23 protein-coding genes and 1 other RNA gene are annotated in these 24,362 nt (G+C 64.8%); 19 read left to right on the top strand and 5 right to left on the bottom strand.

Annotated features, from left to right (window positions below):
- Nucleotides 1-75: 75 nt before the first annotated feature.
- The 4 genes from A3E77_RS18085 (at nucleotide 76) to A3E77_RS18070 (ending at nucleotide 3,463) form a co-directional block, all read left to right on the top strand.
- The gene (locus A3E77_RS18085; RefSeq protein ID WP_293648612.1) at nucleotides 76-765 is read left to right on the top strand and encodes an N-acetylmuramoyl-L-alanine amidase; all 690 of its coding nucleotides are present in this window, start codon (nucleotides 76-78) and stop codon (nucleotides 763-765) included.
- 76 nt (nucleotides 766-841) lie between these two features.
- Nucleotides 842-1,236, top strand: an RNA gene (gene rnpB / locus A3E77_RS18080) — RNase P RNA component class A.
- Between the two features lie 76 nt (nucleotides 1,237-1,312).
- Nucleotides 1,313-1,468 (top strand): hypothetical protein, encoded by a 156-nt coding sequence (locus A3E77_RS18075; RefSeq protein WP_293648609.1) that lies wholly within the window; start codon nucleotides 1,313-1,315, stop codon nucleotides 1,466-1,468.
- 222 nt (nucleotides 1,469-1,690) lie between these two features.
- Nucleotides 1,691-3,463 carry a caspase family protein gene (locus A3E77_RS18070; protein WP_293648606.1) on the top strand — a complete coding sequence of 591 codons (1,773 nt, stop codon included), beginning with the start codon at nucleotides 1,691-1,693 and terminating at the stop codon, nucleotides 3,461-3,463.
- 3 nt (nucleotides 3,464-3,466) lie between these two features.
- On the opposite strand, the gene greB is transcribed toward A3E77_RS18070, so the two are convergent.
- Entirely contained in the window at nucleotides 3,467-3,949 is a 483-nt protein-coding gene (greB, locus tag A3E77_RS18065) for a transcription elongation factor GreB (RefSeq protein WP_293648603.1), read from the bottom strand.
- Nucleotides 3,950-3,955: 6 nt separating this feature from the next.
- Nucleotides 3,956-5,986, bottom strand: coding sequence for a lytic transglycosylase domain-containing protein (locus A3E77_RS18060; protein ID WP_293648600.1), 2,031 nt, complete (start codon nucleotides 5,984-5,986; stop codon nucleotides 3,956-3,958).
- 100 nt (nucleotides 5,987-6,086) lie between these two features.
- Here A3E77_RS18060 and dapA point away from each other — a divergent pair, with 100 nt between their 5' ends.
- The 13 genes from dapA to A3E77_RS17995 all read left to right on the top strand — a co-directional run bounded on the left by dapA (nucleotide 6,087) and on the right by A3E77_RS17995 (nucleotide 20,508).
- The gene (gene dapA, locus A3E77_RS18055) at nucleotides 6,087-6,962 is read left to right on the top strand and encodes a 4-hydroxy-tetrahydrodipicolinate synthase (protein WP_293648597.1); all 876 of its coding nucleotides are present in this window, start codon (nucleotides 6,087-6,089) and stop codon (nucleotides 6,960-6,962) included.
- 8 nt (nucleotides 6,963-6,970) lie between these two features.
- Nucleotides 6,971-7,456 carry an SsrA-binding protein SmpB gene (gene smpB, locus A3E77_RS18050; RefSeq protein WP_293648594.1) on the top strand — a complete coding sequence of 162 codons (486 nt, stop codon included), beginning with the start codon at nucleotides 6,971-6,973 and terminating at the stop codon, nucleotides 7,454-7,456.
- The gene (locus A3E77_RS18045) at nucleotides 7,453-8,067 is read left to right on the top strand and encodes a DUF2062 domain-containing protein (protein ID WP_293648591.1); all 615 of its coding nucleotides are present in this window, start codon (nucleotides 7,453-7,455) and stop codon (nucleotides 8,065-8,067) included. Before smpB ends, A3E77_RS18045 begins: the two co-directional genes overlap by 4 nt.
- 96 nt (nucleotides 8,068-8,163) lie before the next feature.
- Nucleotides 8,164-10,224 carry a M13 family metallopeptidase gene (locus A3E77_RS18040; RefSeq protein WP_293648588.1) on the top strand — a complete coding sequence of 687 codons (2,061 nt, stop codon included), beginning with the start codon at nucleotides 8,164-8,166 and terminating at the stop codon, nucleotides 10,222-10,224.
- 122 nt (nucleotides 10,225-10,346) lie between these two features.
- A complete protein-coding gene (locus tag A3E77_RS18035; protein ID WP_293648663.1) occupies nucleotides 10,347-12,698 on the top strand; it encodes a hybrid sensor histidine kinase/response regulator in 2,352 nt (783 codons plus the stop codon).
- Nucleotides 12,688-13,041 carry a response regulator gene (locus A3E77_RS18030; protein ID WP_293648586.1) on the top strand — a complete coding sequence of 118 codons (354 nt, stop codon included), beginning with the start codon at nucleotides 12,688-12,690 and terminating at the stop codon, nucleotides 13,039-13,041. The genes A3E77_RS18035 and A3E77_RS18030 overlap by 11 nt, the downstream gene beginning before the upstream one ends.
- Before the next feature lie 120 nt (nucleotides 13,042-13,161).
- Nucleotides 13,162-14,241: a recombinase RecA gene (recA, locus tag A3E77_RS18025; protein WP_293648584.1), complete on the top strand. Its 1,080-nt coding sequence runs from the start codon at nucleotides 13,162-13,164 to the stop codon at nucleotides 14,239-14,241.
- Nucleotides 14,242-14,365: 124 nt separating this feature from the next.
- Nucleotides 14,366-15,217 (top strand): agmatinase, encoded by an 852-nt coding sequence (gene speB, locus A3E77_RS18020; protein WP_293648581.1) that lies wholly within the window; start codon nucleotides 14,366-14,368, stop codon nucleotides 15,215-15,217.
- A gap of 11 nt (nucleotides 15,218-15,228) precedes the next feature.
- The gene (locus tag A3E77_RS18015; protein WP_293648578.1) at nucleotides 15,229-15,855 is read left to right on the top strand and encodes a glutathione S-transferase family protein; all 627 of its coding nucleotides are present in this window, start codon (nucleotides 15,229-15,231) and stop codon (nucleotides 15,853-15,855) included.
- Complete coding sequence (locus A3E77_RS18010) at nucleotides 15,845-16,441, top strand: hypothetical protein (RefSeq protein WP_293648575.1); 597 nt, start codon at nucleotides 15,845-15,847, stop codon at nucleotides 16,439-16,441. The genes A3E77_RS18015 and A3E77_RS18010 overlap by 11 nt, the downstream gene beginning before the upstream one ends.
- A gap of 123 nt (nucleotides 16,442-16,564) precedes the next feature.
- The gene (locus tag A3E77_RS18005; RefSeq protein WP_293648572.1) at nucleotides 16,565-17,305 is read left to right on the top strand and encodes a hypothetical protein; all 741 of its coding nucleotides are present in this window, start codon (nucleotides 16,565-16,567) and stop codon (nucleotides 17,303-17,305) included.
- 63 nt (nucleotides 17,306-17,368) lie between these two features.
- Nucleotides 17,369-20,020, top strand: a complete 2,652-nt coding sequence (gene alaS, locus A3E77_RS18000) for an alanine--tRNA ligase (protein ID WP_293648570.1) — start codon at nucleotides 17,369-17,371, stop codon at nucleotides 20,018-20,020.
- 11 nt (nucleotides 20,021-20,031) lie between these two features.
- Nucleotides 20,032-20,508 carry an SRPBCC family protein gene (locus A3E77_RS17995; protein WP_293648567.1) on the top strand — a complete coding sequence of 159 codons (477 nt, stop codon included), beginning with the start codon at nucleotides 20,032-20,034 and terminating at the stop codon, nucleotides 20,506-20,508.
- 248 nt (nucleotides 20,509-20,756) lie between these two features.
- Here the strand turns inward: A3E77_RS17995 and A3E77_RS17990 are convergent, their stop codons facing one another.
- Nucleotides 20,757-21,170 carry a holin family protein gene (locus A3E77_RS17990; RefSeq protein WP_293648564.1) on the bottom strand — a complete coding sequence of 138 codons (414 nt, stop codon included), beginning with the start codon at nucleotides 21,168-21,170 and terminating at the stop codon, nucleotides 20,757-20,759.
- 61 nt (nucleotides 21,171-21,231) lie between these two features.
- On the bottom strand, nucleotides 21,232-21,801 hold the full coding sequence (locus A3E77_RS17985) for a glycoside hydrolase family 108 protein (protein WP_293648561.1): 570 nt from the start codon (nucleotides 21,799-21,801) through the stop codon (nucleotides 21,232-21,234).
- Between the two features lie 71 nt (nucleotides 21,802-21,872).
- Here A3E77_RS17985 and A3E77_RS17980 point away from each other — a divergent pair, with 71 nt between their 5' ends.
- Together A3E77_RS17980 and A3E77_RS17975 are read left to right on the top strand one after the other, a co-directional pair.
- Entirely contained in the window at nucleotides 21,873-22,850 is a 978-nt protein-coding gene (locus A3E77_RS17980; RefSeq protein WP_293648558.1) for an NADPH:quinone oxidoreductase family protein, read from the top strand.
- A 98-nt stretch (nucleotides 22,851-22,948) separates the two neighbouring features.
- Nucleotides 22,949-23,269, top strand: a complete 321-nt coding sequence (locus tag A3E77_RS17975) for an EF-hand domain-containing protein (protein ID WP_293648555.1) — start codon at nucleotides 22,949-22,951, stop codon at nucleotides 23,267-23,269.
- Here A3E77_RS17975 and A3E77_RS17970 read toward each other — a convergent pair.
- On the bottom strand, nucleotides 23,266-24,039 hold the full coding sequence (locus A3E77_RS17970; protein WP_293648552.1) for a TSUP family transporter: 774 nt from the start codon (nucleotides 24,037-24,039) through the stop codon (nucleotides 23,266-23,268). The two genes, A3E77_RS17975 and A3E77_RS17970, sit on opposite strands and share 4 nt — an antisense overlap.
- Between the last annotated feature and the right edge of the window lie 323 nt (nucleotides 24,040-24,362).

Raw genomic sequence — 24,362 nt, 5'->3', positions numbered from 1 at the left:
GCATTTTGCGGCGCACTGGCGCAGTTGGGACGCCGATCCGCACCCCGGGCGGCGCAGGCAGGAACCGCGATACGCATGAGCGATTTTATCGAACGCTGGTCTCCCAATTTCGACGAGCGCGTGCTGCCCATCTCGATGATCGTGCTGCATTATACCGGCATGAAAGACGGCTCAAAAGCCATTGATTGGCTTGCGAATCCCGATGCCAAGGTGTCGGCGCATTATGTCGTCAGCGAGGACGGCCAGATCACCCATATGGTGCCCGAGGACAAGCGCGCCTGGCACGCCGGCCAGTCGCATTGGCGCGGGATCAGCGACGTCAATTCGGCGAGCATCGGGATCGAGATCGTCAATCCGGGGCATGAATGGGGCTATGTGCCGTTTCCCGATCCGCAGGTCGCATCGGTCGTCCGCCTCGTCCACCTGATCAAGGACCGATATGCGATCACGCGCGGCAATGTCGTCGGTCATTCGGACATCGCCCCGCGGCGCAAGCAGGACCCCGGCGAGCTTTTCCCGTGGGAAGAACTGGCGCGCCGCCGCCTCGCGCTGCCGCGCCCGACGAAGAAGCTGACCGATCCCTTGTGGACCGACGCGGGTTTCCTGCTCGCGCTCGAACGCTTTGGCTATGATGTGACCGACGGGTTCGCGGCGACGGTCGCGTTCCAGCGCCGCTTTCGCCCCGAACTGATCGACGGCACGATTTGCGGCGAGTGCCGCGCGATCCTGCTCGCACTGCTGTTGCCGCAGCCCGAGGGCAATTAGAGCCACTCCTCTTTCCGTTCGCTCGACACGAAGGGATCGCTGGCGCTGTGCATTGATTGGGCCTATACTCGCCCAGCCAGAGGGTCGGGCGATCGCCGCCGGTGGGGTATCCTGCCGGGGGAGGAAAGTCCGGGCTCCACGGAAATCACGGTGCCGGATAACGTCCGGCGGACCGGGCCTCGGCCAGGTTCAGGGAAAGTGCCACAGAGAGCAGACCGCCACAGGCTTCGGCCCGGCGAAAGGTGAAAGGGTGCGGTAAGAGCGCACCGCGCGGCTGGTAACAGGCGCGGCACGGCAAACCCCACCGGGAGCAAGGTCGAATAGGGACGGTATGAGGAAACTCAGGGCTGATTCCGGCCCAGCCGTCCGGGTTGACTGCTTGAGCGTTCGGGTAACCGTCCGCCTAGAGGAATGATCGCACAGTCCCCGCAAGGGGATGGACAGAACCCGGCTTACAGACCCTCTGGCATATTCTCTCCCCACCAGCCGCGCGGGAACCGCGCTGCGCCGGGCCGCGTATTATGCGGACCAGAAAAGGAGACGGACCATGAAAGTCGTCGATGACCATGTCGAAGTGACCGAGACCGAGGCGAGCAGCGGGGTCAAAGGGCATAATGTCCGTTATGTTCTGGCGTTTTCGCTGGTTGCGGTGATCGTTGTCCTGTCCGCGATCTGGATCGTTCCCGCGCTGTTGCAGCCCTGACAGGGCGAAGGCTGTCGTCCGACCGGCGCGCCGCAGCACGGTCGCGGCGGCTTTGTGTCGCGTGGCGCTCGGCATATTTCCGCTTTGCTACTGTATGCGGCCGACCTACCCTTTGTGCCGCAGCTGTGGGAGAGGGGTGCGGCCCGAATCCCGAGTGAAGTTGCGCAGAATTCGGTCATTGGCGCGGTGAAGTGGCACGGCGACCAAAGGGGAGGGGCACGAATGACGATGCGATGGCATATCGGCGCGCTGGGAGCAGGCTTGCTGGCGTGCGCCTGTGCGATTCCCGCCGCATCGGCGCAGCCCGGCGACGCCTGCGGCACCGCGCCGCTCCAGGGCGAGCGCGTGGCGCTGCTGATCGGCAACAGCGCCTATAACGACTGGGAATGGCCGTCGCTGAAAAATGCCGTCAACGACATCGACTATGTCTGCGACGCCTTTGCAAAGGCCGGTATCGCGCCGCGGATCGTCCGCAACGCCGACATGCCGACGCTCGATGCGGCGCTGACACGCTTTGCCGGCGAGGCGGCGGGCGCCAAGTCGGTGATCGTCTATTTCGCCGGCCACGGGTTTGAATATGGCGGGCGCAACTGGCTGGTGCCGATGGACGCGCCCCCCGCGACGCGACGCGCCGATGTCGAAAAACGCTATCTGTCGATCGAAGCGGTGGTCAAACGCGTCGTGCCGCAGGGCGCGTTCACGCTGCTGTTCGTCGATGCGTGCCGCACTGCCGAACCCGTGGTGCGGGTCGAGGATGCCGATGTCGCGAAGGGCGAGGCGGGGTCGGCGCCGCTCGGACTGCTCGACATCGGGCAAGGGGCGGTATTCTATTCGACCGCAAAGGGGCGCCCGGCGCTCGATTTCGCGCCCGTGGGGTCGCCGGTCAGCCCCTTCGCGGCAGCGGTGGTCAAGGAACTGGGTATTCCCGGCCTGGAAATTTCCGATTATTTCAAGGTCGTATCGCGCGAAGTATATAAGCGGACTTTCGGGATGGAACTGGGGCCGCAGCAGCCCTTCCATTATGGCAGCTGGTTCGAGGATTATTATCTTGTCGCACCGCCCGACGTGCCGCCCGCGCCGCCGGGGCGCCGCAACTGGTCGGCGCCGCCGCCGCCGCCGCTGGCACCCCGCGCGCCCGTCAACGAGGCGGCGCGAGGGGCCGCCGCCAGCGCCGCGGCCGATCCCGCCGCGGACGAGTGGCGCGGCCGCATCTCGGCAGAGCTGTCGGACATTTCGCTCGACCGACTGGCGATCGAGGATGAGCCGATCCTGATCGCCGACATATTGTCGCGGCACCGCGCAGCCCGGATCGTGGCGCTGGCCGACGGCGGCGATCCGCTGGCCCAGCATCTGGTCGGTTATATGTTCTCGCTCGGGGTCGGGGTGAAACGCGACGCTTGGCGGGCGCGCCAATATCTCGAAAAATCGGCGCGGCAGGGCTTCCCGGCGGGACGGCAGGAACTCGCCTATTTCCTGCTCGAAAACGATCCGACACCCGACAATATCCGCCAAGCCTATGACCTGTATGTTGCCGCCTCGAACGCCGGTTTTTCCAAGGCGAAAACGCATCTGGCCTATCGGCTCGCGGCGGGCACCTTTGGTCCTGCCGACTTCGTGCGCTCGCAGGCGCTTTATGCCGAGGCAGCGGCGAAGGGGCATCCGGCGGCGATCTTTGCGCTCACCTATTTCGCCGACACGCGGGCGGCAAACCTGGCCCGGCTGCGCAGTATCGCCGATGGCGGCAACCCGGAGGGCAATCACTGGCTTTGCGAAGCGCATTTTGCCGACAAGACGCTGTCGGGCGCGATCGAGGATTGCGGTGTCGGCGCCCGTGCGGGCTTTGCCGGTTCGCGCGCCATCCTGGCCTATGCCTATGCCAAAGGCGACGGCGTCACCGCCGATGCAAAGGAAGCCGCCCATTGGGCGAAGCTGGCGCGCGACCTTCCCGAACTGAGGAAGGACCAGCGCGACCTGATTGCGGGGATCGGGGAATGATGGTCAGGGGTAGCTGACCGCGACCACTTCCCATTCCTTGGCACCGGCGGGCAGTTGCACCGTGCGCAGGTCGCCGATCGCGGCGCCGCGCAGCGCCCGGGCGAGGGGGCTGTTCCACCCGATGCGGCCGTCGCCCGCCTCCGCCTCGTCGTCGCCGACCAGCGTGACGATCCGACGCGCATCATCATCGTCGGCAAGCTCGACGGTCGCGCCGAACCAGATGCGGCTCTTGTCCGGCTGCTCGGCCGGATCGACGACCCGCGCCGCCTTCATCCGCCGCGCAAGGAAGGACAGGCGGCGGTCGATTTCGCGCAGCCGTTTGCGGCCATAGATGTAATCGCCATTCTCGCTGCGGTCGCCATTGCCGGCCGCCCAGCTGATCACTTCCACCAGCTTGGGCCGTTCGTCGCCCAGCAACGCGTCATATTCGCCGCGCAGCGCGGCATAGCCCGCGGGGCTGATGATGTTGGTCTTGTCCCCCGCCACCCGGCCTTACCCCGGTGTGCGTTTGCCAAGGTAAAAGCTGAGCGGAGCCTGTTGCCGTGCTCCGCTGCCATCGCGCAGCGTGTCGTAGACGACGGCATTTTCGAGCACGCGCTGGACGTAATTCCTGGTCTCGAAAATCGGGATCGCCTCGATCCAGTCGAGCATCTCGATCGACCCGGTGCGCGGGTCGCCATTGGCGCGCAGCCATTTGTTCACATTGCCGGGGCCGGCGTTATAGGCCGCGACGGCGAGCGGATAGCTGCCGCCGAAATAACGGAGCATCTGCTGGAAATAGGTCGATCCCAGCATCATGTTGTAATTGGTGTCGGTGGTGAGCGAACCGGCGTTATAGCTCATCCCCAGCTTGCCCGCGACCTCGCGCGCCGTGCCCGGCATCAACTGCATCATCCCGCGCGCGCCCGCGTGGCTGATCGCCGCGCGGTCGAACTGGCTTTCCTGCCGGGTGATGGCGTGGATAAAGGTCCAGTTGCTTTCATGGCCTGCGGGAACGCGCACGGTCGGGAATCCCGAGACCTCAACCGCGTCGAGGCTGTTCGCTTGCGCGCTGCGGCCGATCATCACGCCCAGGTCAGGGCGCCCGATCTGCGAGGCGAGCTTGCCCGCGAGCACATGGTCCGATGGCGAGCTGGCCTTTTGCGCCAGCGCGCGAAGGAAAAGCGACTGTTCACGCCACGCGCCGATTTCGCCGAGCGCACGGGCCGCGCGGACCAGCCGGTCGTCCTCGAACATCCGCTGTTCGGCGCTGCTGACCGCGATCGTCGGATTGGGGGTCGGTTTGGGTTGCGGCCGGTTCAGCCGTTCGAGCGCGAGCTGGCCGTAGAACTGGTCATAATGCTGCGCCGCATCGGCAAAATGCGCGTTCGCTCCATTGCGGTCGCCCGCGGCCAGCGCCGCGCGCCCGGCCCAGTAAAAGCCCTTGGTGCGCGTCTGCGCCGAGCGCGCCGCCTCGCCATAAGCGCGGTAGAGGCGCACCGCTTCGGCGGGTCGGCGCAGATCCTTGAAAGCGAGTTGGCCCGCCAGCCAGGCAAGCGAGGTGTAATCGTCGCGCACGCCGAGCGGCGTTTCGCGGATCACCGTGCCCGCCGGGAAGGCGTCGTCGAGTTGGCGTGCGATATTATAGGCGGTCATCTTGTCGCCGCCGGCGTCGGCTTGCCGGGCGTTGGTGAGCAGGGTTTCCAGCCATTCTTCGGTATCCGTCGGCGCCCTCGACAACGAACGCGGCGCGGCGAGCAGCGCCCGCGCTTCGCCGACCCGGCCCGACGCGCGCAGCCACGTCGCCTTGTCGGTGATGTAGCCGGGATCGGTGCGGATGATCGACGGGTTCGCGCTTTCGACCGCCGCCGCCTGGAAAGCGGCATCGACTGCGCTGCTGCGCATCGCCAGCCGTGCGGCAAAGATGCTGCGCTTGTCAGGCGAGGTGTAGGCCAGTTGGCGGCTTGCCGCCGAGGTGGCGCCGAGCCAGAGCAGCCGGTCCATCCGCGCATCATGGTCGGCGGGGGTGATCGCGCCGGGGAACATGCTCAGCGCGCGGCTTGTCTCATATTCGTCGAGCGGCCCGCCCGTCCACGCGCGGCGGACCGCCGCATGGGCATCGTCGCGGCGACCCGACGCGTTGAGCGCGAGCGCATAGCGCAACTGCCCGCTGGCGGTTTGGGGCGGATAAGCCTGGAAATATGCCAAGGTGCGGGTCGGGTCGTAGCTGTCGAGCGAGATGGCTTTTTCGGCACGCGTGCGCATCTTGTCGCTGTCGGGCCAGCCCTTGTTCGCCATCAGGAACCGCGAAAGCTGATCGAACGACGCACCGCTGTTGGCTGTCAGTCGGCGCCATTCGAGCACCGCGTCGCCGACCGAATTGGTCGATGGCGGTGCTCCCGACTGGCTGGCAAGGCCCATCTGTGCACGATACCAGGCCATTTGTTCGGGGGTGAGTTCGCTGGCATGCGCCGCCGTCGGGATGAGCAGGGCCGCGGCGAGCGCGAAGCGGGAGATACGGGTCAGCGAGGTCATGGCTGCCATGGTAATACCAAACTCCTTGCGGGGCGCTGAATAGACGTCCAATAGCGGCGCGCTGGCCGGATTCTATCGGCGTTCGCGGGTTCTTGTAAAGGAGCGGAGCATGTTTTCGGGGTCGATTCCCGCTTTGGTGACGCCATTTCGCGATGGGGCGTTCGACGCTCCGGCCTTCGCGCGCCTTGTCGACTGGCAGATCAAAGAAGGGACGAGCGGCCTCGTCCCATGCGGCACGACCGGCGAGAGCCCGACGCTCGGTTTCGACGAACATTATCAGGTGATCGACAGCTGTATCCAAGCGGCGGCGGGCCGCGTGCCTGTCATCGCAGGCTGCGGATCGAACGACACCGCGACTGCGGTCCGTCACATGCGCCACGCGCAGGCCGCGGGGGCGACTGCTGCCCTGATCGTCGCACCTTATTACAACCGCCCCAGCCAGGAGGGCATGATCGCGCATTTCAAGGCGCTGGCCGATGCCAGCGACCTGCCGATCGTCGTTTACAATGTCCCCGGCCGCACCGTTGCCGACATCAGCGCCGAAACGATGTGCAAGCTCGCGGATATCCCCTCCGTCGTTGCGATCAAGGATGCGAGCGGCGACCTGGCGCGCGTGACGATCCATCGCGCCGGCGCGGGTGTGGATTTCTGTCAGCTCAGCGGCAATGACGATCTGTGGCTGCCGCATGCGGTGATGGGCGGCGTTGGCTGCATCTCGGTCACCGCCAATGTCGCGCCGCGCCTTTGCGCCGATTTTGCCGCGGCCTGTGCCGCCGCCGACTGGGCGCGGGCGCTGGTGCTGCACGACCGGCTGTTCGACCTGCATCAGGCGATGTTCTCCGACACTTCGCCGGGGCCGGTCAAATATGCGCTATCACGCGTCCACGACTGGTTTTCGCCCGAAGTGCGCCTACCTATCATCGCGGCGAACGATGCGTCGCGTGCCGCTGTCGATGCCGCGCTGTCCGCGGCCGGAGTAATCTAGGTTTAGAAATGGCTCGTCCCCAGTCCGCCGCTGAATTCGACAAGAAAAAGGTCGTCGCCGAGAACCGGCGCGCGCGCTTCGACTATGCCATCGAACAGGTGTTCGAGGCGGGGATCGCGTTGCAGGGGACCGAGGTGAAGGCGCTGCGCTTTGGCGAGGGCACGATCGCCGAAAGCTATGCCGAGGTGACGGGCGGCGAAGTGTGGCTGATCAACAGCAACATCCCCGAATTCAGCCACGGCAACCGACATAATCACGAGCCGCGCCGGCCGCGGAAATTGCTGCTCAAAGAGCGCGAGATCAACAAGATGCACGCGGGCGTGATGCGGCAGGGCATGACGCTTGTCCCGCTCAGCGTCTATTTCAACAGCCGCGGCCGCGCCAAGGTCGAACTCGCGCTCGCCAAGGGCAAGAAGGCGCACGACAAACGGGAGTCGATCAAGGAACGCGACTGGAAGCGCGACAAAGAGCGGTTGATGAAGGACCGCGGATGAGCAGGGGCAAGCCTCGCGACAAGGCGGCGGTGATGAACTGGATTCGCCGCAATTCGCCGACGCGCGAAGAGTTGCTGGAAAGCCGTTTCGTCAAACCATTTGCCCACCGGGTTGCGCACAGCCATTTGTGGCGCTTTACGCGCACTTCGGTGCCCCGCGGCACCGCGCTGGGGCTGTTCGTCGGCATCTTTTTCCTGGTCCCCGGGGTGCAGATTCTGGGCGTCGCGCTGCTTGCGCTGCCGGTCCGCGCGAACATCCCGATCGGCGCGGCGATGACCTTCCTCTCCAACCCGGTGACGACGCCGTTCATCATTATCGCGTCGGTATGGCTGGGCGACTGGCTGTTCGGCCTTCATGCAAACAGTGCGACCTTTTCGGCGATGATCGAACATGGTGCGTCGGCGGGCGAATGGGTGCGCTGGGTCTTTTCTGATGCGGCCCCTGCCATGCTCGCCGGGCTGTTCGTCATTTCCATTGTGTCCGCCGCGGTCGGTTATGTCCTGGCCTCGATTTTCTGGGACAATTGGATACGGCTGCGCTGGCGGCGCAAATTGGCGCGCGCGCGCGACCAACGACATGAGGCATCGACCAGCGACACGGCGGCCGGTTGAACGCCCCCAAGGCAGGCGTATAGCTATCCCATCGCTGATCTGCGCCGTGCCTGCGCGGTGCGGATTGTCGCTTCATATCGAATACTGGGGAATATCATGACACGTCTGCATATCTCTTCGCGCCTGATGGCGACTGCCGCGTTGGGCGCGCTGATGCTCGCTGCCGTCCCGGCGGCGGCCAAGGAAAAGGCCACCACCGCACCGACATCCGAAACCGCGGCAAAGCCCGAAATTGGCGATTTCGGCTTTGACCTGAGCGGCATGGACAAGAGCGTCCCGCCGGGCGATGATTTCTATGGTTATGCCAACGGCACCTGGGCGCAGAACACCCAGATCCCGGCCGACAAGTCGAACTATGGCATGTTCACCGCGCTCGCCGACCTGTCACAGACGCGCACGCGCGAAATTCTCGACGCCGCAAAGGGCGATCCGAACAGCATGATCGGCCGCAACTATGCCGCCTATATCGATTCCGCAGCGGTGGAAGCGAAGGGCCTTGCCCCGATCCAGCCGTGGCTGAACAAGATTCGCGCCGTCGACAAGCCGGGCCTGGCGACGCTTCTTGCCGAAGCGGATCGCAATGGCGTCCAGCATTTCTTCGGCGGTTTCGTCGGCCAGGACGACAAGAACCCCGACGTTTATATCTACACGATGTTCCAGGGCGGCATCGGCATGCCCGACCGCGATTTCTATCTGAAGGACAATGATCGCAACGCCAAGCTGCAGGCCGCCTACCTCAAGCACCTCGAAAATGTCCTGACGATCGCAGGCGAAAAGGACGCCGCGCCGCGGGCAAAGGCGCTCTATGATTTCGAGAAGCAGATCGCGGCGGTCCATTGGGACAAGAATGACAGCAGCGACGCGACCAAAGTCTACAACAAGATGACGATCGCCGAACTGGCCGCAGCTGCGCCCGGTTTCGACTGGTCGACCTTTATCCGCGGGCTTGGCGTCAAGGAAGATTCGCTGCTCGTGTCGCAGCCGAGCGCCTTTACCGGCGAAGCCAAGCTGATCGCCGACGCGCCGATCGCGGTGATTCGCGACGCGCTGCTGATCCGCAGTCTCGACGGATTTTCGGGCGTGTTGCCCGATGTCGTCGCCAACGAAGCCTTCGCCTTTTATGGCACCGCGATGCAGGGCACCCCGCAGATGCAGGAGCGGTGGAAGCGCGCCGTCGATTTCACCACCGGCAACATGGGCGAAGCGGTGGGCCAGGACTATGTCGCAAAATATTTCCCGCCCGAAACCAAGGCGGAAATGGACAAGCTGGTGAAAAATGTCCTTGCCGCGATGGGCCGCCGCATCGACGGGCTGGCGTGGATGCAGCCGGCGACCAAGGCCAAGGCAAAGCAGAAGCTTGCCAATTTCACGACCAAGATCGGCTATCCCGATCGTTGGAAGGATTATAGCAAGCTTGAAATCCGCGCCGACGACCTGTTCGGCAACGCGCTCCGGTCGAACCAGTTTGCGCATGATGACAATATCAGCCGCCTTGGCGGGCCGATCCGTCGCTGGGAATGGGGCATGACCCCGATGACGGTGAATGCTTATGCCAATTTCGGGATGAACGAGATCGTCTTCCCGGCCGCAATCCTGCAACCGCCCTTTTTCGACCCGCACGCCGACCCGGCGATCAACTATGGCGGGATCGGCGCGGTGATCGGCCACGAAGTCAGCCATCATTTCGACGACCAGGGCGCGAAATATGACGAGACGGGCAAGCTGGCCGACTGGTGGACGCCGGCGGACGTCGCTGCGTTCGAGGCGGCGGGCAAAGCGCTGATCGCGCAATATGACGCCTATGAAATCCTGCCGGGCGAAAAGCTCGACGGCACCTTCACCCTGGGCGAAAATATCGGCGATCTTGCCGGCCTGACTGTTGCCTATGACGCGTACAAGGCATCCTTGGGCGGCAAGGAAGCACCCGTGTTGGGCGGGCTGACCGGCGACCAGCGATTCTTCCTCGGCTGGGCCCAGGTGTGGCGCCGCAACTATCGCGAGCAGAATCTGTCGCAGCGTATCACGACCGATCCGCATTCGCCCTCGATCCAGCGGACTTGGGTCTCGCGCAATCTTGACCCTTGGTATAAGGCCTATCAGATCAAGGAAGGCCAGAAGCTGTATCTGGCGCCGAAGGACCGCGTTCGCATCTGGTGATGCGCCAACAGGAAAGTTGATCATTGACCGCGCAAAGCCTGCCCTCCGCTGATGGTGATTTCATCAGGGGGGCGGGCGCCGCCGGACCGCTGTCGGCGCCCGCGGGGCTGTCGCGGATCGATATGGTGGTGCTTGGCGCGCTCGCGCTGCTGTCGGCCGCGCTGCTGTTCTGGGCAACGGGCAATGCGGTTCTGGCGGCCGGGTTTGTCGCGGGGCTCGCGGTCGCGGCGGGCGCTGTCCTGCTTGCGCGGCGCCTGTTCCCCGCCGCAGTGGCCGGAGAGGCGGCTTTGCCCGACTGGACGATGTTGCGCCAGGCGGTCAATCACGACGATGTCGCGATCGCCGTGACCGACCGAGCGGGACGCATGGTCTGCGCGAACGACCTGTTCGCCACCTGGTTCAACGGTTTCGTCACGCCGCCGGGGCTTCCGCTCGAGGGGCGCGGCGCCGACGTGCTCAAAAATGCAGGCCGGGTCGCATGGCGCGACGGCGAGGGGCGCGCGGACGATATTGCGATCGGCCCGCTGCAACTGCGCGCGCAGGTCACGCGGACGGGACAGGCGGAAGATTATCTGGTCTGGCGCTTTTCGGCGCTCGAGCGGCTCGACCTTGCGTCCGAAATCGTCCGCCATCTTGACGGCCCAGCGGGCCGGACGCTGGGCCATGCCGGGATCATGGCGGCGCTGGTCAGCGCCGAAGGAAGGCTGCGGGTCGCCAACCAGGCCTTTCTTCTGCGCGCATTGGGCGAGGACGACGCCAGCCATTATGCCGGCCGCGACGTCGCCCCGATGATCCGTCTTGACGACGGCGGCGCGCTCTATTTCGCGCGCGAGGGTGACCGCGCGACCCCGGTGCGGATGATCCAGATTCCGCTCGCGCCCGCCGATGCAAATACCCCGATGTTGCTGGCGATGCTCGACGAGGAGATGGGACCGGCCGATCGCGGCACCGCGCAAACCTATGTCGAGACCCTGTTGTCGTTGCTGCCCTTCGGGCTCGCCATGGTCGATCGCGACGGTCGCTTTCTCTATATGAACCGTGCCTTTGTGCGCGCCGCGAACGTTCCCGACGGCAAGATGCCGCGCTATCCCGGCGATATCGTCGTCGGCGAAGACAAGGGGCCTCTCGCCGACATGATCCGCCGCCACAGCAGCGGGCAGCAAGTTGGCGGCGACCTGTCGATCCGGCTGGCCGGGCAGAGCGGCGATCCGGTGTCGATGCGTGTCGTCGGCGTGCGCGGATTGGGCGAGGCGGCGGTGCTGCTGAGCCTGAAGGATTCGAGCGAGGAATCGCGCCTCAAGCGCCAGGTTGCGCAGGCGTCGAAGATGCAGGCGGTCGGCCAGCTTGCGGGCGGCGTCGCGCATGATTTCAACAATATCCTGACCGCCGTGCTTGGCGCGTGCGACCTGATGCTGATGCGCCATACGCCGGGCGACAGCGATTATGACGACATCCAGCAGATCCGCAGCAACGCCAATCGCGCCGCCAGCCTGACCCGGCAATTGCTCGCCTTTTCGCGGCAACAGACGTTGCGGCCGCAGATATTGCAGCTGCCCGACGTGATTTCGGAGGTCTCGCACCTGCTCAAGCGGCTGATCGGCGAAACGGTCCAGTTGGTGGTCCACCATGGTCGCGGGCTCGGTGCGGTCCGCGCCGATCCGGGGCAACTCGAACAGGTCATTATCAACCTTGCGGTGAATGCACGCGACGCCATGCCGGGCGGCGGCACTCTGACGATCGAAACATACCCGGTATCCGCCGCGGACGTGCGGCAGTTGGGCAATGAGTTCATGCCGCCCGCCGACTATTGCGCGCTGAAGGTCAGTGACACCGGCACCGGCATTCCCGCCGATGTGCTGCCCAAGATTTTCGAGCCCTTCTTCACGACCAAGGATGTGGGCAAGGGGACGGGGCTCGGCCTGTCCACCGTTTACGGGATCATCAAACAGTCGGCAGGTTTCATCTTCGCCGACAGCAAGCCGGGGCAGGGAACGAGCTTTGCGATCTACTTGCCCGTGCACCGTGCCGAGGGGGACGCGCCGGTCGCGCCGCCGCCGCCCGCAAAGCCGAAGAAAAGTCAGTGGGGCACTGGAACGATCCTGCTCGTCGAGGATGAAGACATGGTGCGTGCGGTGGCGGAGCGCGCGTTGACGCGCGCGGGCTATACTGTCGTCACCGCGGCGCAGGGCGAAGAGGGGCTCGAACGGTTTGCCCAGATGGAGAAGGTCGATTTGATCATCAGCGATGTTGTGATGCCGACAATGGACGGGCCGTCGATGGTTCGTGCGCTGCGGGCCAAGCGGCCCGACCTGCCGGTGCTGTTCATGTCGGGCTATGCCGAAGAGCAGCTCCGCCAGTCGATCGACATCGATGATGTTGCCTTCCTGCCCAAACCCTTCTCGGTTGCGCAGCTCGCCGAGGCAACGTCTGCGGCGCTCGACGACGCGGCGCATCGGACGCCCCATGCCGGATAATCGCCGCATCCTGCTCGTCGAGGACGATGTGCTGATCGGCATGATGCTGGTCGACATGTTCGACGCGCTCGACCTGCCCGAACCCGCGCAGGCGACCAGCAACGAAGAGGCGCTGGCAATGATCGCCAACGAACCGATCGCCGGTGCGCTCGTCGATATCAACCTAGGCGAAGAAAAGGGTTGGCCGGTCGCCGACGCGCTCGCCGAGCGGGGCATTCCTTTTGCCTTCACCACGGGCGGCGGCGATGTCATTCCGCCTGTGCATGCGCACCGCAAACTAATAACCAAACCGTTCCGGATCAGCGATATCGCCGCGGCACTGGATGAATTTTCCGCTGAATAGCGGCACTGTCACCCGCGTCGATTTTATTTTGTTCCCCACTTGTTCCATAAGAACAAATGTGGCACATAGTCTGGCATTGCGATGCTTCTGCCGTCGCTCTAGAGCTGGAAAGGGACGGTCATGGCCGGACAATTGTCACTCGTCGAATCGGGGAAATCAGTGAATAATACGGACAGGCAGAAGGCGCTCGACGCCGCGCTCGCGCAGATTGATCGCGCGTTCGGCAAGGGCTCGGTGATGAAATTGGGCTCGAAGGAAGCCATGCAGGTCGAGGCGATCTCGACCGGCTCGCTCGGTCTCGACATCGCACTCGGCGTCGGCGGCTTGCCGCGTGGCCGCGTTATCGAAATCTACGGTCCCGAAAGCTCGGGCAAGACAACGCTGGCGCTGCACACGCTGGCCAAAGCGCAAAAGACCGGCGGCACCGTTGCCTTCGTCGACGCCGAACATGCGCTCGACCCCGTCTATGCGCGCAAGCTCGGCGTCAATATCGACGAACTGATCGTGTCGCAGCCGGACACCGGCGAACAGGCGCTCGAAATCGTCGACACGCTCGTGCGATCGAATGCGATCGACGTGCTCGTGGTCGACTCGGTCGCGGCGCTCGTCCCGCGCGCCGAAATCGAGGGCGAAATGGGCGACAGCCATGTCGGTCTCCAGGCACGTTTGATGTCGCAGTCGCTGCGCAAGCTCACCGGCTCGATCAGCCGCTCGCGCTGCATGGTGATCTTCATCAACCAGCTTCGCATGAAAATCGGCGTGATGTACGGCAACCCCGAAACCACGACCGGCGGCAACGCGCTGAAATTCTATGCCTCGGTCCGCCTCGACATCCGCCGCACCGGGCAGATCAAGAATGGCGACGAGATCGTGGGCAACACCACGCGCGTGAAAGTGGTGAAGAACAAGGTCGCACCGCCGTTCAAGCAGGTCGAGTTCGACATCATGTACGGGCAGGGCATTTCCAAGATCGGCGAGATTCTCGACATCGGGGTCAAGGCCGGGCTTGTCGAAAAATCGGGCGCCTGGTTCAGCTATGATTCGATCCGGATCGGGCAGGGCCGTGAAAATGCGAAAAACTTCCTGACCGAAAATCCCGAACTGCGCGAAAGGCTCGAAGCCGCGATCCGTGGCCGCACGGACGCGGTGGCCGAAGAAATGATGGCCGGTCCCGACGACGAGGGCGACGACGACAATTGATCCCTTCTGTTTCGGCCGGTTCGCCTTGCTTGAACCGGCCGGATAACGGCGGCGGGCCACCAGCCCCTTTGACCTGCGCTCTTCCCCTCTCGAGCAGGTCGGCCCGTCCGCCGTTGCTTCTTGCGTGCACCGGGGCAGCGATTACAAGCGGCGGATGCTCGCGATCCGCCTTTTCGGCCTGCCCACCGACGTCAACAGCAGCTTTGAGCGTGGCGCAGCGGCAGGCCCGGCGGCGATCCGCGCCGCATTGCGGAGCGAGCGCGGCAATATGGCGAGCGAGCTGGGCCCCGAAATCGGCACCGACATCGCCTTCACCGATGACGGCGATCTGCCGCTGACCGAAGACACCGCGCGCGACGATGCGACGATTCGCCGCCACGTCGCGATGCTGTGCGAAGACGGCGACGTGCCACTCGCTCTCGGCGGCGATCATGCCGTGACCTTTCCGCTCGTCGAGGCTGCGGCGACCTGTTCCGGGCCCGTCAATATCCTCCATTTCGATGCGCACCCCGATCTCTACGACGATTTCGCGGGTAATCCGCGCAGCCACGCCTCGCCTTTTGCGCGCATCTGCGAGGCGGGCCATGCGCGGCGGCTGGTGCAGGTCGGCATTCGGACGCTCAACGCGCATTGCCGCGAACAGGCCAGCCGATTCGGTGTCGAGATAATCCCGATGGCCGATTTCACAGCCGACCGTGTGCCGGTGCTCGACGGGCCGCTATATATTTCGATCGACCTTGACGGACTCGATCCGTCGGCGGCGCCTGGGGTGGCCCATCCCGAACCGGGCGGGCTGACGGTGCGCGAAATGCTCGCGGTGCTCCGCAAGCAGACGGCGCCGATCGTGGGCGCCGACATCGTCGAACTCCATCCCGGCCGCGATATCGGCGGTGTTACGGCCATTCTCGGCGCCAAGCTGGTTCGCGAGCTTGCGGCGCTGATCGATCGCAACGGTCCCTATTCAGTCGACCCCTAGAGGAGAGCCCCATGAGCCTGATCGTCCACCATCTGAACAACAGCCGCTCGCAGCGGATCCTTTGGCTGCTCGAGGAAATCTGCGCGCCCTATGAAGTCAAATATTATGACCGTGACGCGGTCACCAACCTGGCGCCGCCCGAACTGATCGCGGTGCATCCGCTCGGCAAATCGCCGGTGATTTCGGACGGTGACCGCGTCATCATCGAGTCCGGGGCTATCACCGAATATCTGTGCGAGCGGCATGGCGGCGGCCATTTGGTGCCAGAGCGCGGCACCGACGAGCATGTCAGCCACCTCGAATGGCTGCATTTCGCCGAAGGGTCGGCGATGACGCCGATCCTGCTGCGTATCTATACTTCGCGGCTCGGTGAAGCCGCGGCGCCGCTCGAGCCGCGCATCGCCCAGCAGCTCGACGCCCATTTCGCCTATATGGAAAGCCGGGTCGGTGCGAACAGCCACTTCATCGGCAGCGACCTGTCGGCCGCCGACATCATGCTGAGCTTCCCGGCCGAGATCGCGATCATGCAGGGCATGGCGCCGCGCTATCCGAAGCTCGCAAATTTCGTGAACGCGTGTCACGCGCGTCCCGCCTGGCAGCGCGCGCGTGAAAAGGGCGGCGCCTATTATGGATATTGAGGGTTGGGGCGTCGGCCGATTGGTGCTGGCGACCGCTGCGCTTCTCGCTGCTCTCCCGGCGATCGCCGCGCCGCCGACGCTGGCGCCCGAGGTGGAGCGTGAGGTGATCGCGCCGGAGGGTGTGGCGTTCCAGCCGTCGCCTTCCGACGAGGAGGGTGCCATCGATCGCTTCGCCGAATATACGCTGGCGCTCGAACGCCGCGATTATGCGGCGGCTTATGCGATGCTGCGGCTGTCGTTCCAGGCATCGAACCCGCGGCTGGAATGGGAAATGAACCTGCGCAAACGGGCGACCTTGTGGGCGGACGGCCAGATTCGCCCGCTGCGGCTCAGCTGGTATCTGGACCCCGCCGGACAGCCACCCGGCCTTTATGCGGCGTTCGATTTTCGCGGGGATCGCAGGGACCGGACGATGGATTGCGGCTATATCGTCGTCCATCGCGCGACCCCGGCCGATGGCTGGACGGTCGTGCGCACCGACACGTCGGAAGTGCCCCCCGAACTGATAGAAGATGGTGTGCCCAAAGCCGACGTGCTGCGGCAGCTTCCCTGCTACCTGGGCAAGGGCATCGCCACAAACTTTTGAAATGGCCGAATATCGTGCTTGCGTCGCGGCGCGCTCCCTAACAACATATGACGGTGCCGCGGCGGAGTCTTCGACCATCGCGGCATAGGGTCGCGATTCGAAGGAATCGTTGGGGGTTTGTACATGACAGCCATTTTTCTCGCGGCGCTTGCGGCGTCCGCACAGCCCTTGCCCGCGATCAAAGTCGATCCGGTGCCGGGCAAAGGGTTCGCGGCGACGGTGGCGCAGATCGACGCGGACCAGTATTCGCCGGTTATCGAGCGCATCAAGGTGCTGGCGGCGCAGCGTTGCGGCAGAATGAAGGTGCGGTTCGGGCGGTTCTATTTCGATAATAAGGTCGACGCCGCACGCGGCGTAACGATCATCCAGAATTATCGCCAGGCGTTCAATTGCTACGACCCCGCGACCGACCCCTACAAACCCGTTCCGGCCGACTGGAAGGCAAGCGCCGCGGAGACGGCCGCGGCGACACGATTTGCGCAACGCTTTCTCGACAATCTTGATGCGGGGAATGCCACGATTCTGGTGAAAATGATGGACCCGGCGCTGGAGACCAATGCGACCGAGATGAAAAGGTTCAGCGACGAGGCCAAGATGTACCAGACCGGCGCGGGCGAGTTTTCGCCGCAGCTCGCCGGCTGGATGAACAACCCGCCCGACGCCAGCTATCCGGGCGCCTATGCCTATTTCGCGGTGCTGAGCACACATCCCGGTATCGTCGGAACCTGCGGCGGTGTGCTGATCCAGCGCCTGCGCGACGGCGAGTATCGAATGGCACAATATGACGTGCGTTATTTCTCGCAGAAGCTGGTCGACGAAGAGGGGATGACCGACGCCGAGCTCGACCGCCTGTGCAAGCGATAGGGGGCAGGCGCGCGACCGCGTGAAACGCTTGAGAAACGCGTCGTAGCACACTAGATCGCGCGCATGACCTCGACCAACGACATTCGCCGCTCTTTCCTCGATTATTTCGGGGGGACGGGCCACCATATCGAACCGTCGGCGCCGCTGGTGCCGTACAACGATCCGACGTTGATGTTCGTCAACGCGGGCATGGTGCCGTTCAAGAATGTATTCACCGGCCTGGAAACGCGGCCGTACAAGACCGCGGTTTCGTCCCAGAAATGCGTCCGCGCCGGGGGCAAGCACAATGACCTCGACAATGTCGGCTTCACCGCGCGCCATCATACCTTCTTTGAAATGCTCGGAAATTTCTCGTTCGGCGACTATTTCAAGGAACAGGCGATCCATCATGCGTGGACGCTGATCACCAAGACGTGGGGGCTGGCGCCCGAGCGGCTGACCGTCACCGTCTATCACACCGACGACGAGGCGTTCGCGCTGTGGAAGAAGATCGCGGGCCTGCCCGACGAGCGGATCATCCGCATCGCGACGAACGATAATTTCTGGTCGATGGGCGACACCGGCCCGTGCGGCCCGTGCAGCGAAATCTTTTATGACCATGGCGACCATATCTGGGGCGGGCCGCCGGGGTCGCCGGAAGAGGACGGCGACCGTTTCGTCGAAATCTGGAACCTGGTGTTCATGCAATATGACCAGCGCGGTCCGGGCGACCGGATCGACCTGCCGCGGCCGAGCATCGACACCGGCATGGGGCTGGAGCGCGTCGCCGCGGTGCTGCAAGGCGTCCACGACAATTATGATACCGATACGTTCAAGGCGCTGATCGCGGCGTCGGTCGACCTGACCGGCGTCCCGGCCGAGGGGGCGACGCAGGCGAGCCATCGCGTCATCGCCGATCACCTGCGCGCATCGAGCTTCCTCGTCGCCGACGGCGTGCTGCCGTCGAACGAAGGCCGCGGTTATGTGCTGCGCCGGATCATGCGCCGCGCGATGCGCCACGCGCATCTGCTCGGCGCCAAGGACCCGTTGATGTACCGGCTGTTGCCGTCGCTGACCGCCGAGATGGGCGCCGCCTATCCCGAACTGATCCGCGCCCAGCCGCTGATCGCCGAGACGCTGGAGCGTGAGGAAACCAAATTTCGTCAGACGCTCGACAAGGGGCTGCGGCTGCTCGACGAGGCGACGGTCGGCATGGGCGCGGGCGCCACGCTGCCCGGCGAGGTCGCCTTCAAGCTCTACGACACATACGGTTTCCCCTATGACCTGACCGAAGACGCGCTGCGGACGCAAGACATCGCGGTCGACCGCGCGGGTTTCGACGCGGCGATGGCGCAGCAGAAAGCCGCGGCGCGCGCGGCGTGGAAGGGCAGCGGCGAAAAGGCATCGGACGAAATCTGGTACGACATTGCCGAAACGCATGGCGGCACCGAATTCACGGGATATGGCGCCACGTCGGGCGAAGGCACGGTGATCGCGCTGGTCAAGGACGGCGCGTCGGTCGACGAGGCGAAGGCCGGCGACGCGCTGGTCGTGCTGACCAACCAGACGCCCTTTTATGGCGAGAGCGGCGGCCAGATGGGCGACAGCGGCACGATCGCAACGCTGGACGGCGCCAAGGTCGCGGTGAGCGACACGGCCAAGCCGCTGGGCCGCTTGCACGCGCATCAGGCCAAGATCGAAGCCGGGACGCTGAAGGTCGGTGATACGGTGCAACTGACCGTCGATGCCGAACGGCGCGACCGCATTCGGGCCAACCACAGCGCGACGCATCTGTTGCATGCTGCCTTGCGCAACCGTCTTGGCGGGCATGTGACGCAGAAGGGCAGCCTGGTCGCGGAGGACCGCTTCCGGTTCGACTTCTCGCATCCCAAGGCGCTGAGCGCCGAAGAGATTGCCGACATCGAATCGCAAGTGAACGCGCAGATCCGCGGCAATGAAGCGGTGACGACGCGATTGATGACGCCCGATGATGCGGTCGCCGCGGGTGCGCTGGCGCTGTTCGGCGAGAAATATGGCGACGAAGTGCGCGTGCTGAGCATGGGCAAGGCGACCGAGAATCATTATTCGGTCGAGCTGTGCGGCGGGACGCACGTCCGCGCGCTGGGCGACATTGCGTTGCTGAAGATCATCAGCGAATCGGCGGTGTCGTCGGGGGTGCGGCGCATCGAGGCGTTGACCGGCGACGCGGCGCGGGTCTGGCTCAATAGCCGCGACGAGGCGCTCAAGGCCGCGGCGGCGGCGCTCAAGACCTCGCCCGATGACGTGCCGATACGTGTCGCGCAGCTGGCCGAAGCGTTGAAGAAGGCCGAGCGCGAGCTGGCCGATGCGAAAAAGGCGCTGGCGTTGGGCGGTGCGGGCGCCGGCGGCGCGGCGAGTGGCCCGGCGGTCGAACAGATCGGCGATACCGGATTTATTGCGCAGGTCGTCGACGGGCTCGACCCCAAAGAGCTTCGCGGCACCGTCGACGGGCTGAAGAAGCAGGTCGGGAGCGGCGTCGCGATGCTTGTCGCGGTCAACGACGGGCGCGCGTCGGTGGCGGTCGGCGTGACCGACGACAGGATGGGCAGCCTGAGCGCAGTCGACCTGGTCAAGGCGGCGGTCGCGGCGCTGGGCGGGCAGGGCGGCGGCGGGCGGCCCGACATGGCGCAGGGCGGCGGACCGAACGGCGGCGCAGCGAACGACGCCGTCGCGGCGGTCAAAGCGGCGCTTGCCTGAAACCGACCGACATGAAACCCACCAAGAAGACGCGGCGCACCGATCATGCCGAACGGCTGGTCGCGGCGCCGCTGGTCGACGTCTTTGCGGCGTTTACCAGCGCTGAAAAGCTGGCGCGCTGGCTGCCGCCCGAAGGGGCGACGGGGACGTTCGAGCATATCGATTTGAGCGCAGGCGGCGGCTTTCTGATGCGGCTGACGTTCGATGACCCCGATGCCGAAACGAAAAGCGACGACGACAGCGATGTCGTCGAAGTTTATATCCCGACGCTCGACGACGGGCGGCTGATCGTCTGGGATGTCGAGTTCGAATCCGACGATCCGCGTTTTTCGGGGACGATGTCGATGCACTGGTATCTGTCGCGGCAGAGCGGCGGGACGTTGGTAACGATCGACGCGCATCATGTGCCGCCGGGGATTTCGGCGAAGGATCATGTCGCGGGGTTGAACTCTTCGCTCGCTAATCTGGCAGCAGTCGTGGAGGTCTGACGTCGGTTCCGAATGGGATTCGCGCAGAGACGCAGAGATTTTTGTTCACGCGGAGACGCGGAGACGCGGAGGAAGAAGGAGAATGGCGGCTTTGCCGCCTTTTTCTTTGCCTCTGGCTACTCTGTGATCTCTGCGCGAATATCATTCTTCTCCGCGCCTTCGCGTCTCCGCGTCAAAAATCATTATCTCTCGGCGGCGGTGGATAGTCGTCCCCCTTTTCGCGGGGACGACGATCTTTTCGCTTCCGCCTAACTCTCCAACCCCTTCGCTTTCCCCCACGCCCGCGCCGCCGTATAACCCAGATAGCCCGTACCGAAGAGCGCGTAGAGCGGTTCGGGTATGCCGGCGAGATAGGCGTTCATTCCCTCGGCGATGCCCTTTGCCATGTCGGGCCGCGCCGCAGCGATCAGGCCCATCGGGATGGCCCACATCAGCAGCGCATACATGACATAGAGGAAGCTTGGCCGCGCGCGACTGGTCCAGGGGTCGGCGCTGTTCGCTTCGGCGACGATCGCCGTCATCCGGGTGCGGATCGCCTCCATCTCCTGGCTGCCCTCCATTTTCAGCAGTTCCAGCTTGGCGCGGTCGCGCGCCTCGGGGTCGGGGATGATCTTGTCGATCAACTTGGCGATCGGGCCGATCAGGCCTTCGATGATGCTCATATTTCTGCTCCTGTGCATTCAAAGTTCAGGGAAGGTCAGCCCTGCGGCGCGCCACAAAATGTCAGTGCTGGCCGATGCGGCCCGCGAGCCAGCCGTAGAGAAACGCCTCCTGGCTGGGTCGGCGTTCGGCGAGCGCGATGTAACGTTCGCCCTGCAACGCCTCCATCGCGCGGAGGAGCACCGATTCGCCGCCGGCGCCGCGCACGCGCAAAAAACCGTCGAGCGCCGACAGGCTGCGCGGCCCGATCTCGCGGTCGACGACGATGTCGGGATAGTCGCGCGCCGCGCGGTTGAGGGCATTGAGCGCGCGTTGCAGGAAACCCGCAGCGGTGGCGGTGCCCATGTTGACCCCGGTATCGAACAATTCGGCGGCGATTTCGGGGGCGCGCAGCGCGACCCTGTCGAAACCGGGGCGCAGCCAATAGAGGCGGCGGTAGATTGATGCGGCGTCGCTGCGCGGCAAATCGCGCATCGCGCCCGCATATCCCTGTGCCCGCGCGACCGCTTCGGTGATTCCCCAGCATGTCGGGCCGCCGCGGTCGGCGGGATGGTTTACATATCGGCCTTCGCGGTCGATGACGGCATCAATCAAATTGTCGGCATCGCACGCCGATGGGTCGGGTCTTGGCATGATTCGCTCCTATGGTTCGATGAACAGGTAAAACGAACCATATCGGGATATTGTAGGAAAGGGTTTTCGCCATGCGGGCTGTGCAGGTGCGCGAATTGCTGCCCAACCATGCGGGCACGGGGTTGGTCGATGTGCCGCGGCCCGACCCGGGGCCGGGCGAGGTGCGCGTACGCGTGCGGGCGGCGGCGATCAATTTTCCCGACCTGCTGATGACCGGCGGGGGCTATCAATTAAAACCCGACCTGCCGTTTGTGCCGGGGCTGGAGTTTGCAGGCGAAGTCGATGCGGTCGGTACGGGCGTCGCCGGTTGGCGCGCGGGCGATGCGGTTGTCGGGGGCAATCGGTTCGGTGCGATGGCCGAATTTTGCGTCGTCCCCGCCGCGGCCCTGCGCGCGAAGCCGGCGCGGCTGTCGTGGCAGGAAGCGGCGGCCTATCCGGTCGCTTATCTGACCGCCTATGTCGCGCTGCTGCGCTGCGCGCGGGTCGAGCCGGGCGAGTGGGTGCTGGTCCATGGCGCGGCGGGCGGCGTCGGATTGGCGGCGGTCGACCTTGCCAAGGCGATCGGCGCGCGGGTGATTGCGGCGGCCAGCCGCGCCGAGAAGCGCGAGGCGATCGCGCGCCTTTACGCGCCCGACGCGGTGATCGACGGAGCGCCAGGGTTTCGCGAGGCGGTCAGGACGCTGACCGGCGGGGCGGGGGCCGACGCGATTTTCGACCCCGTTGGCGGCGATGTGTTCGACGAATCAACGCGCTGCATCGCCTTTGGCGGGCGGTTGCTGGTGGTCGGCTTCGCCTCTGGGCGCATTCCAGAGGTGTCGGTGAACATGCCGCTGATCAAGGGATTTTCGGTCGTCGGCGTGCGTGCGGGCGAATATGGCCGCCGCTTCCCGGCGCGCGGCGCGGAGAATGTCGCGGCGATCGACGCGCTGGCCGCCGACGGGAAAATCCGGCCGCACGTCCATGCCGCCATCGACCTGGCCGATTGGCGCGAAGGTTTCGCGATGCTCGAACGGCGCGAGGTGGTGGGCAAGGTCGTGCTGAAACCGTGATGAGCCGAAGCGGCTGCCATAGTTTTGCGACACGGGCGCTGTCATGTCCGGCGCGGGGCGTTCCGGCAACTTTGCCGAACCAGACCAAAGGACATGATATGAAGACATTGACGATGATTGCTGCGGCTTTTGGCCTGGCTGTCCCGGCGCTTGCCATCGCGCAGCCGAAGCCCGACGGCGGGCGCATTTTTGCGATGATCGACGCCAATGGCGACGGCAAGCTGGACAAGGCCGAAGTCACCAGAATGGCCGAAATGCGCGCGCAGCGGCAAGGCGATCCGACGATGGCTTCGCCCGAAAAGGTCGATGCCTTCATCAAGCATATCGACGCCAATGGTGATGGCGTGATCGACAAGGGCGAAATAGAAGCGCGGCAAAAGGCGCGCGCATCGGCGCCGCCGACGGACGACCAACCCTAAAAGAGCGTCCAGACCGGGTTGGCGGGGTCGGCGAGCAGCTTTGCGGTCAGTGCGAACGACATGACCACAAGCAGCGGCCGCACCCCGCGCCCGCCGAAGCGGATCGCGAGCCGGGCGCCGATCTGGTTGCCCGCGACATTGGCCGTCGCCATCGACAGGCCGAGCAGCCAGAGGACATGGCCGCCGACGATCATCGCGAGGAGCCCGGCGACATTGGTCGCGAGGTTGACGAATTTGGTATTGCCGATCGCGCGGACCAGTCCGAGCCCGCCCAGCGCCACAAGCGTCAGGGTCAGGAAGGAGCCGGTGCCAGGGCCGAAGAAGCCATCGTAGAAACCAAGCGCGGCGACGATGAAAGTGAGCCCGAGCGGGCCGGTGCGTGCGTGGCGATCGACGCTGCTCATCGGCGGGGCGAGGAGAAAATAAAGACCCATTGCGATCAACAGCAACGGGACGAGCGCGGCGAGGAAGTCGGAGCGCATATATTGCACCGCGGTCGCGCCCAGCACCGACCCGGCAAAGGCGCCGGCGGCAGGCCAGGCAAAGCGGCGCAGGTCAACATGTCCGCCGCGCCAGAAGGTCAGGAACGCCGACGCGGTGCCGATCGTGCTTTGCAGCTTGTTGGTGGCGAGCGCCGAGACGGGCGGCACCCCCGCCGCCATCAGCGCGGGAATGGTGAGCAGGCCGCCGCCGCCCGCCATCGCGTCGACCGCCCCCGCGATAAAGGCGACGCCGATCAGCAAGGCAAAGATTTCGGGGGCAAATTCCATGCGGCGCCTGTTATGCGCGGCGCGGCGGTTTGACCAGCGCCGCAGCGAACGAATAGCAATGGCACCCGGCTTTCGGAGATGTGACAGCTGTGCGAAGGGGGCCACAGCGCACCACGCCGTTCAACGTTGATGCGGCAACGCCGGGCAGGACGTCGCGCCACAGGGCGCACAGCAAAACGGACAGCATTCGCTATCCGTCCGCTATGTTTTTGCTGGTAATTTTGGTCGGGACGAGAGGATTCGAACCTCCGACCCCCACACCCCCAGTGGCGGGTCATAGGATTACTGGCGATTTCTAGAAATTACGCAAACTTCCGTTAACC

It is taken from the genome of Sphingopyxis sp. RIFCSPHIGHO2_12_FULL_65_19, from assembly GCF_001830555.1.
In the GTDB taxonomy this organism is placed as follows: domain Bacteria; phylum Pseudomonadota; class Alphaproteobacteria; order Sphingomonadales; family Sphingomonadaceae; genus Sphingopyxis.
Note: the sequence above shows the minus strand (reverse complement) of the source record. Positions and strands in the feature narration are given on the sequence as shown.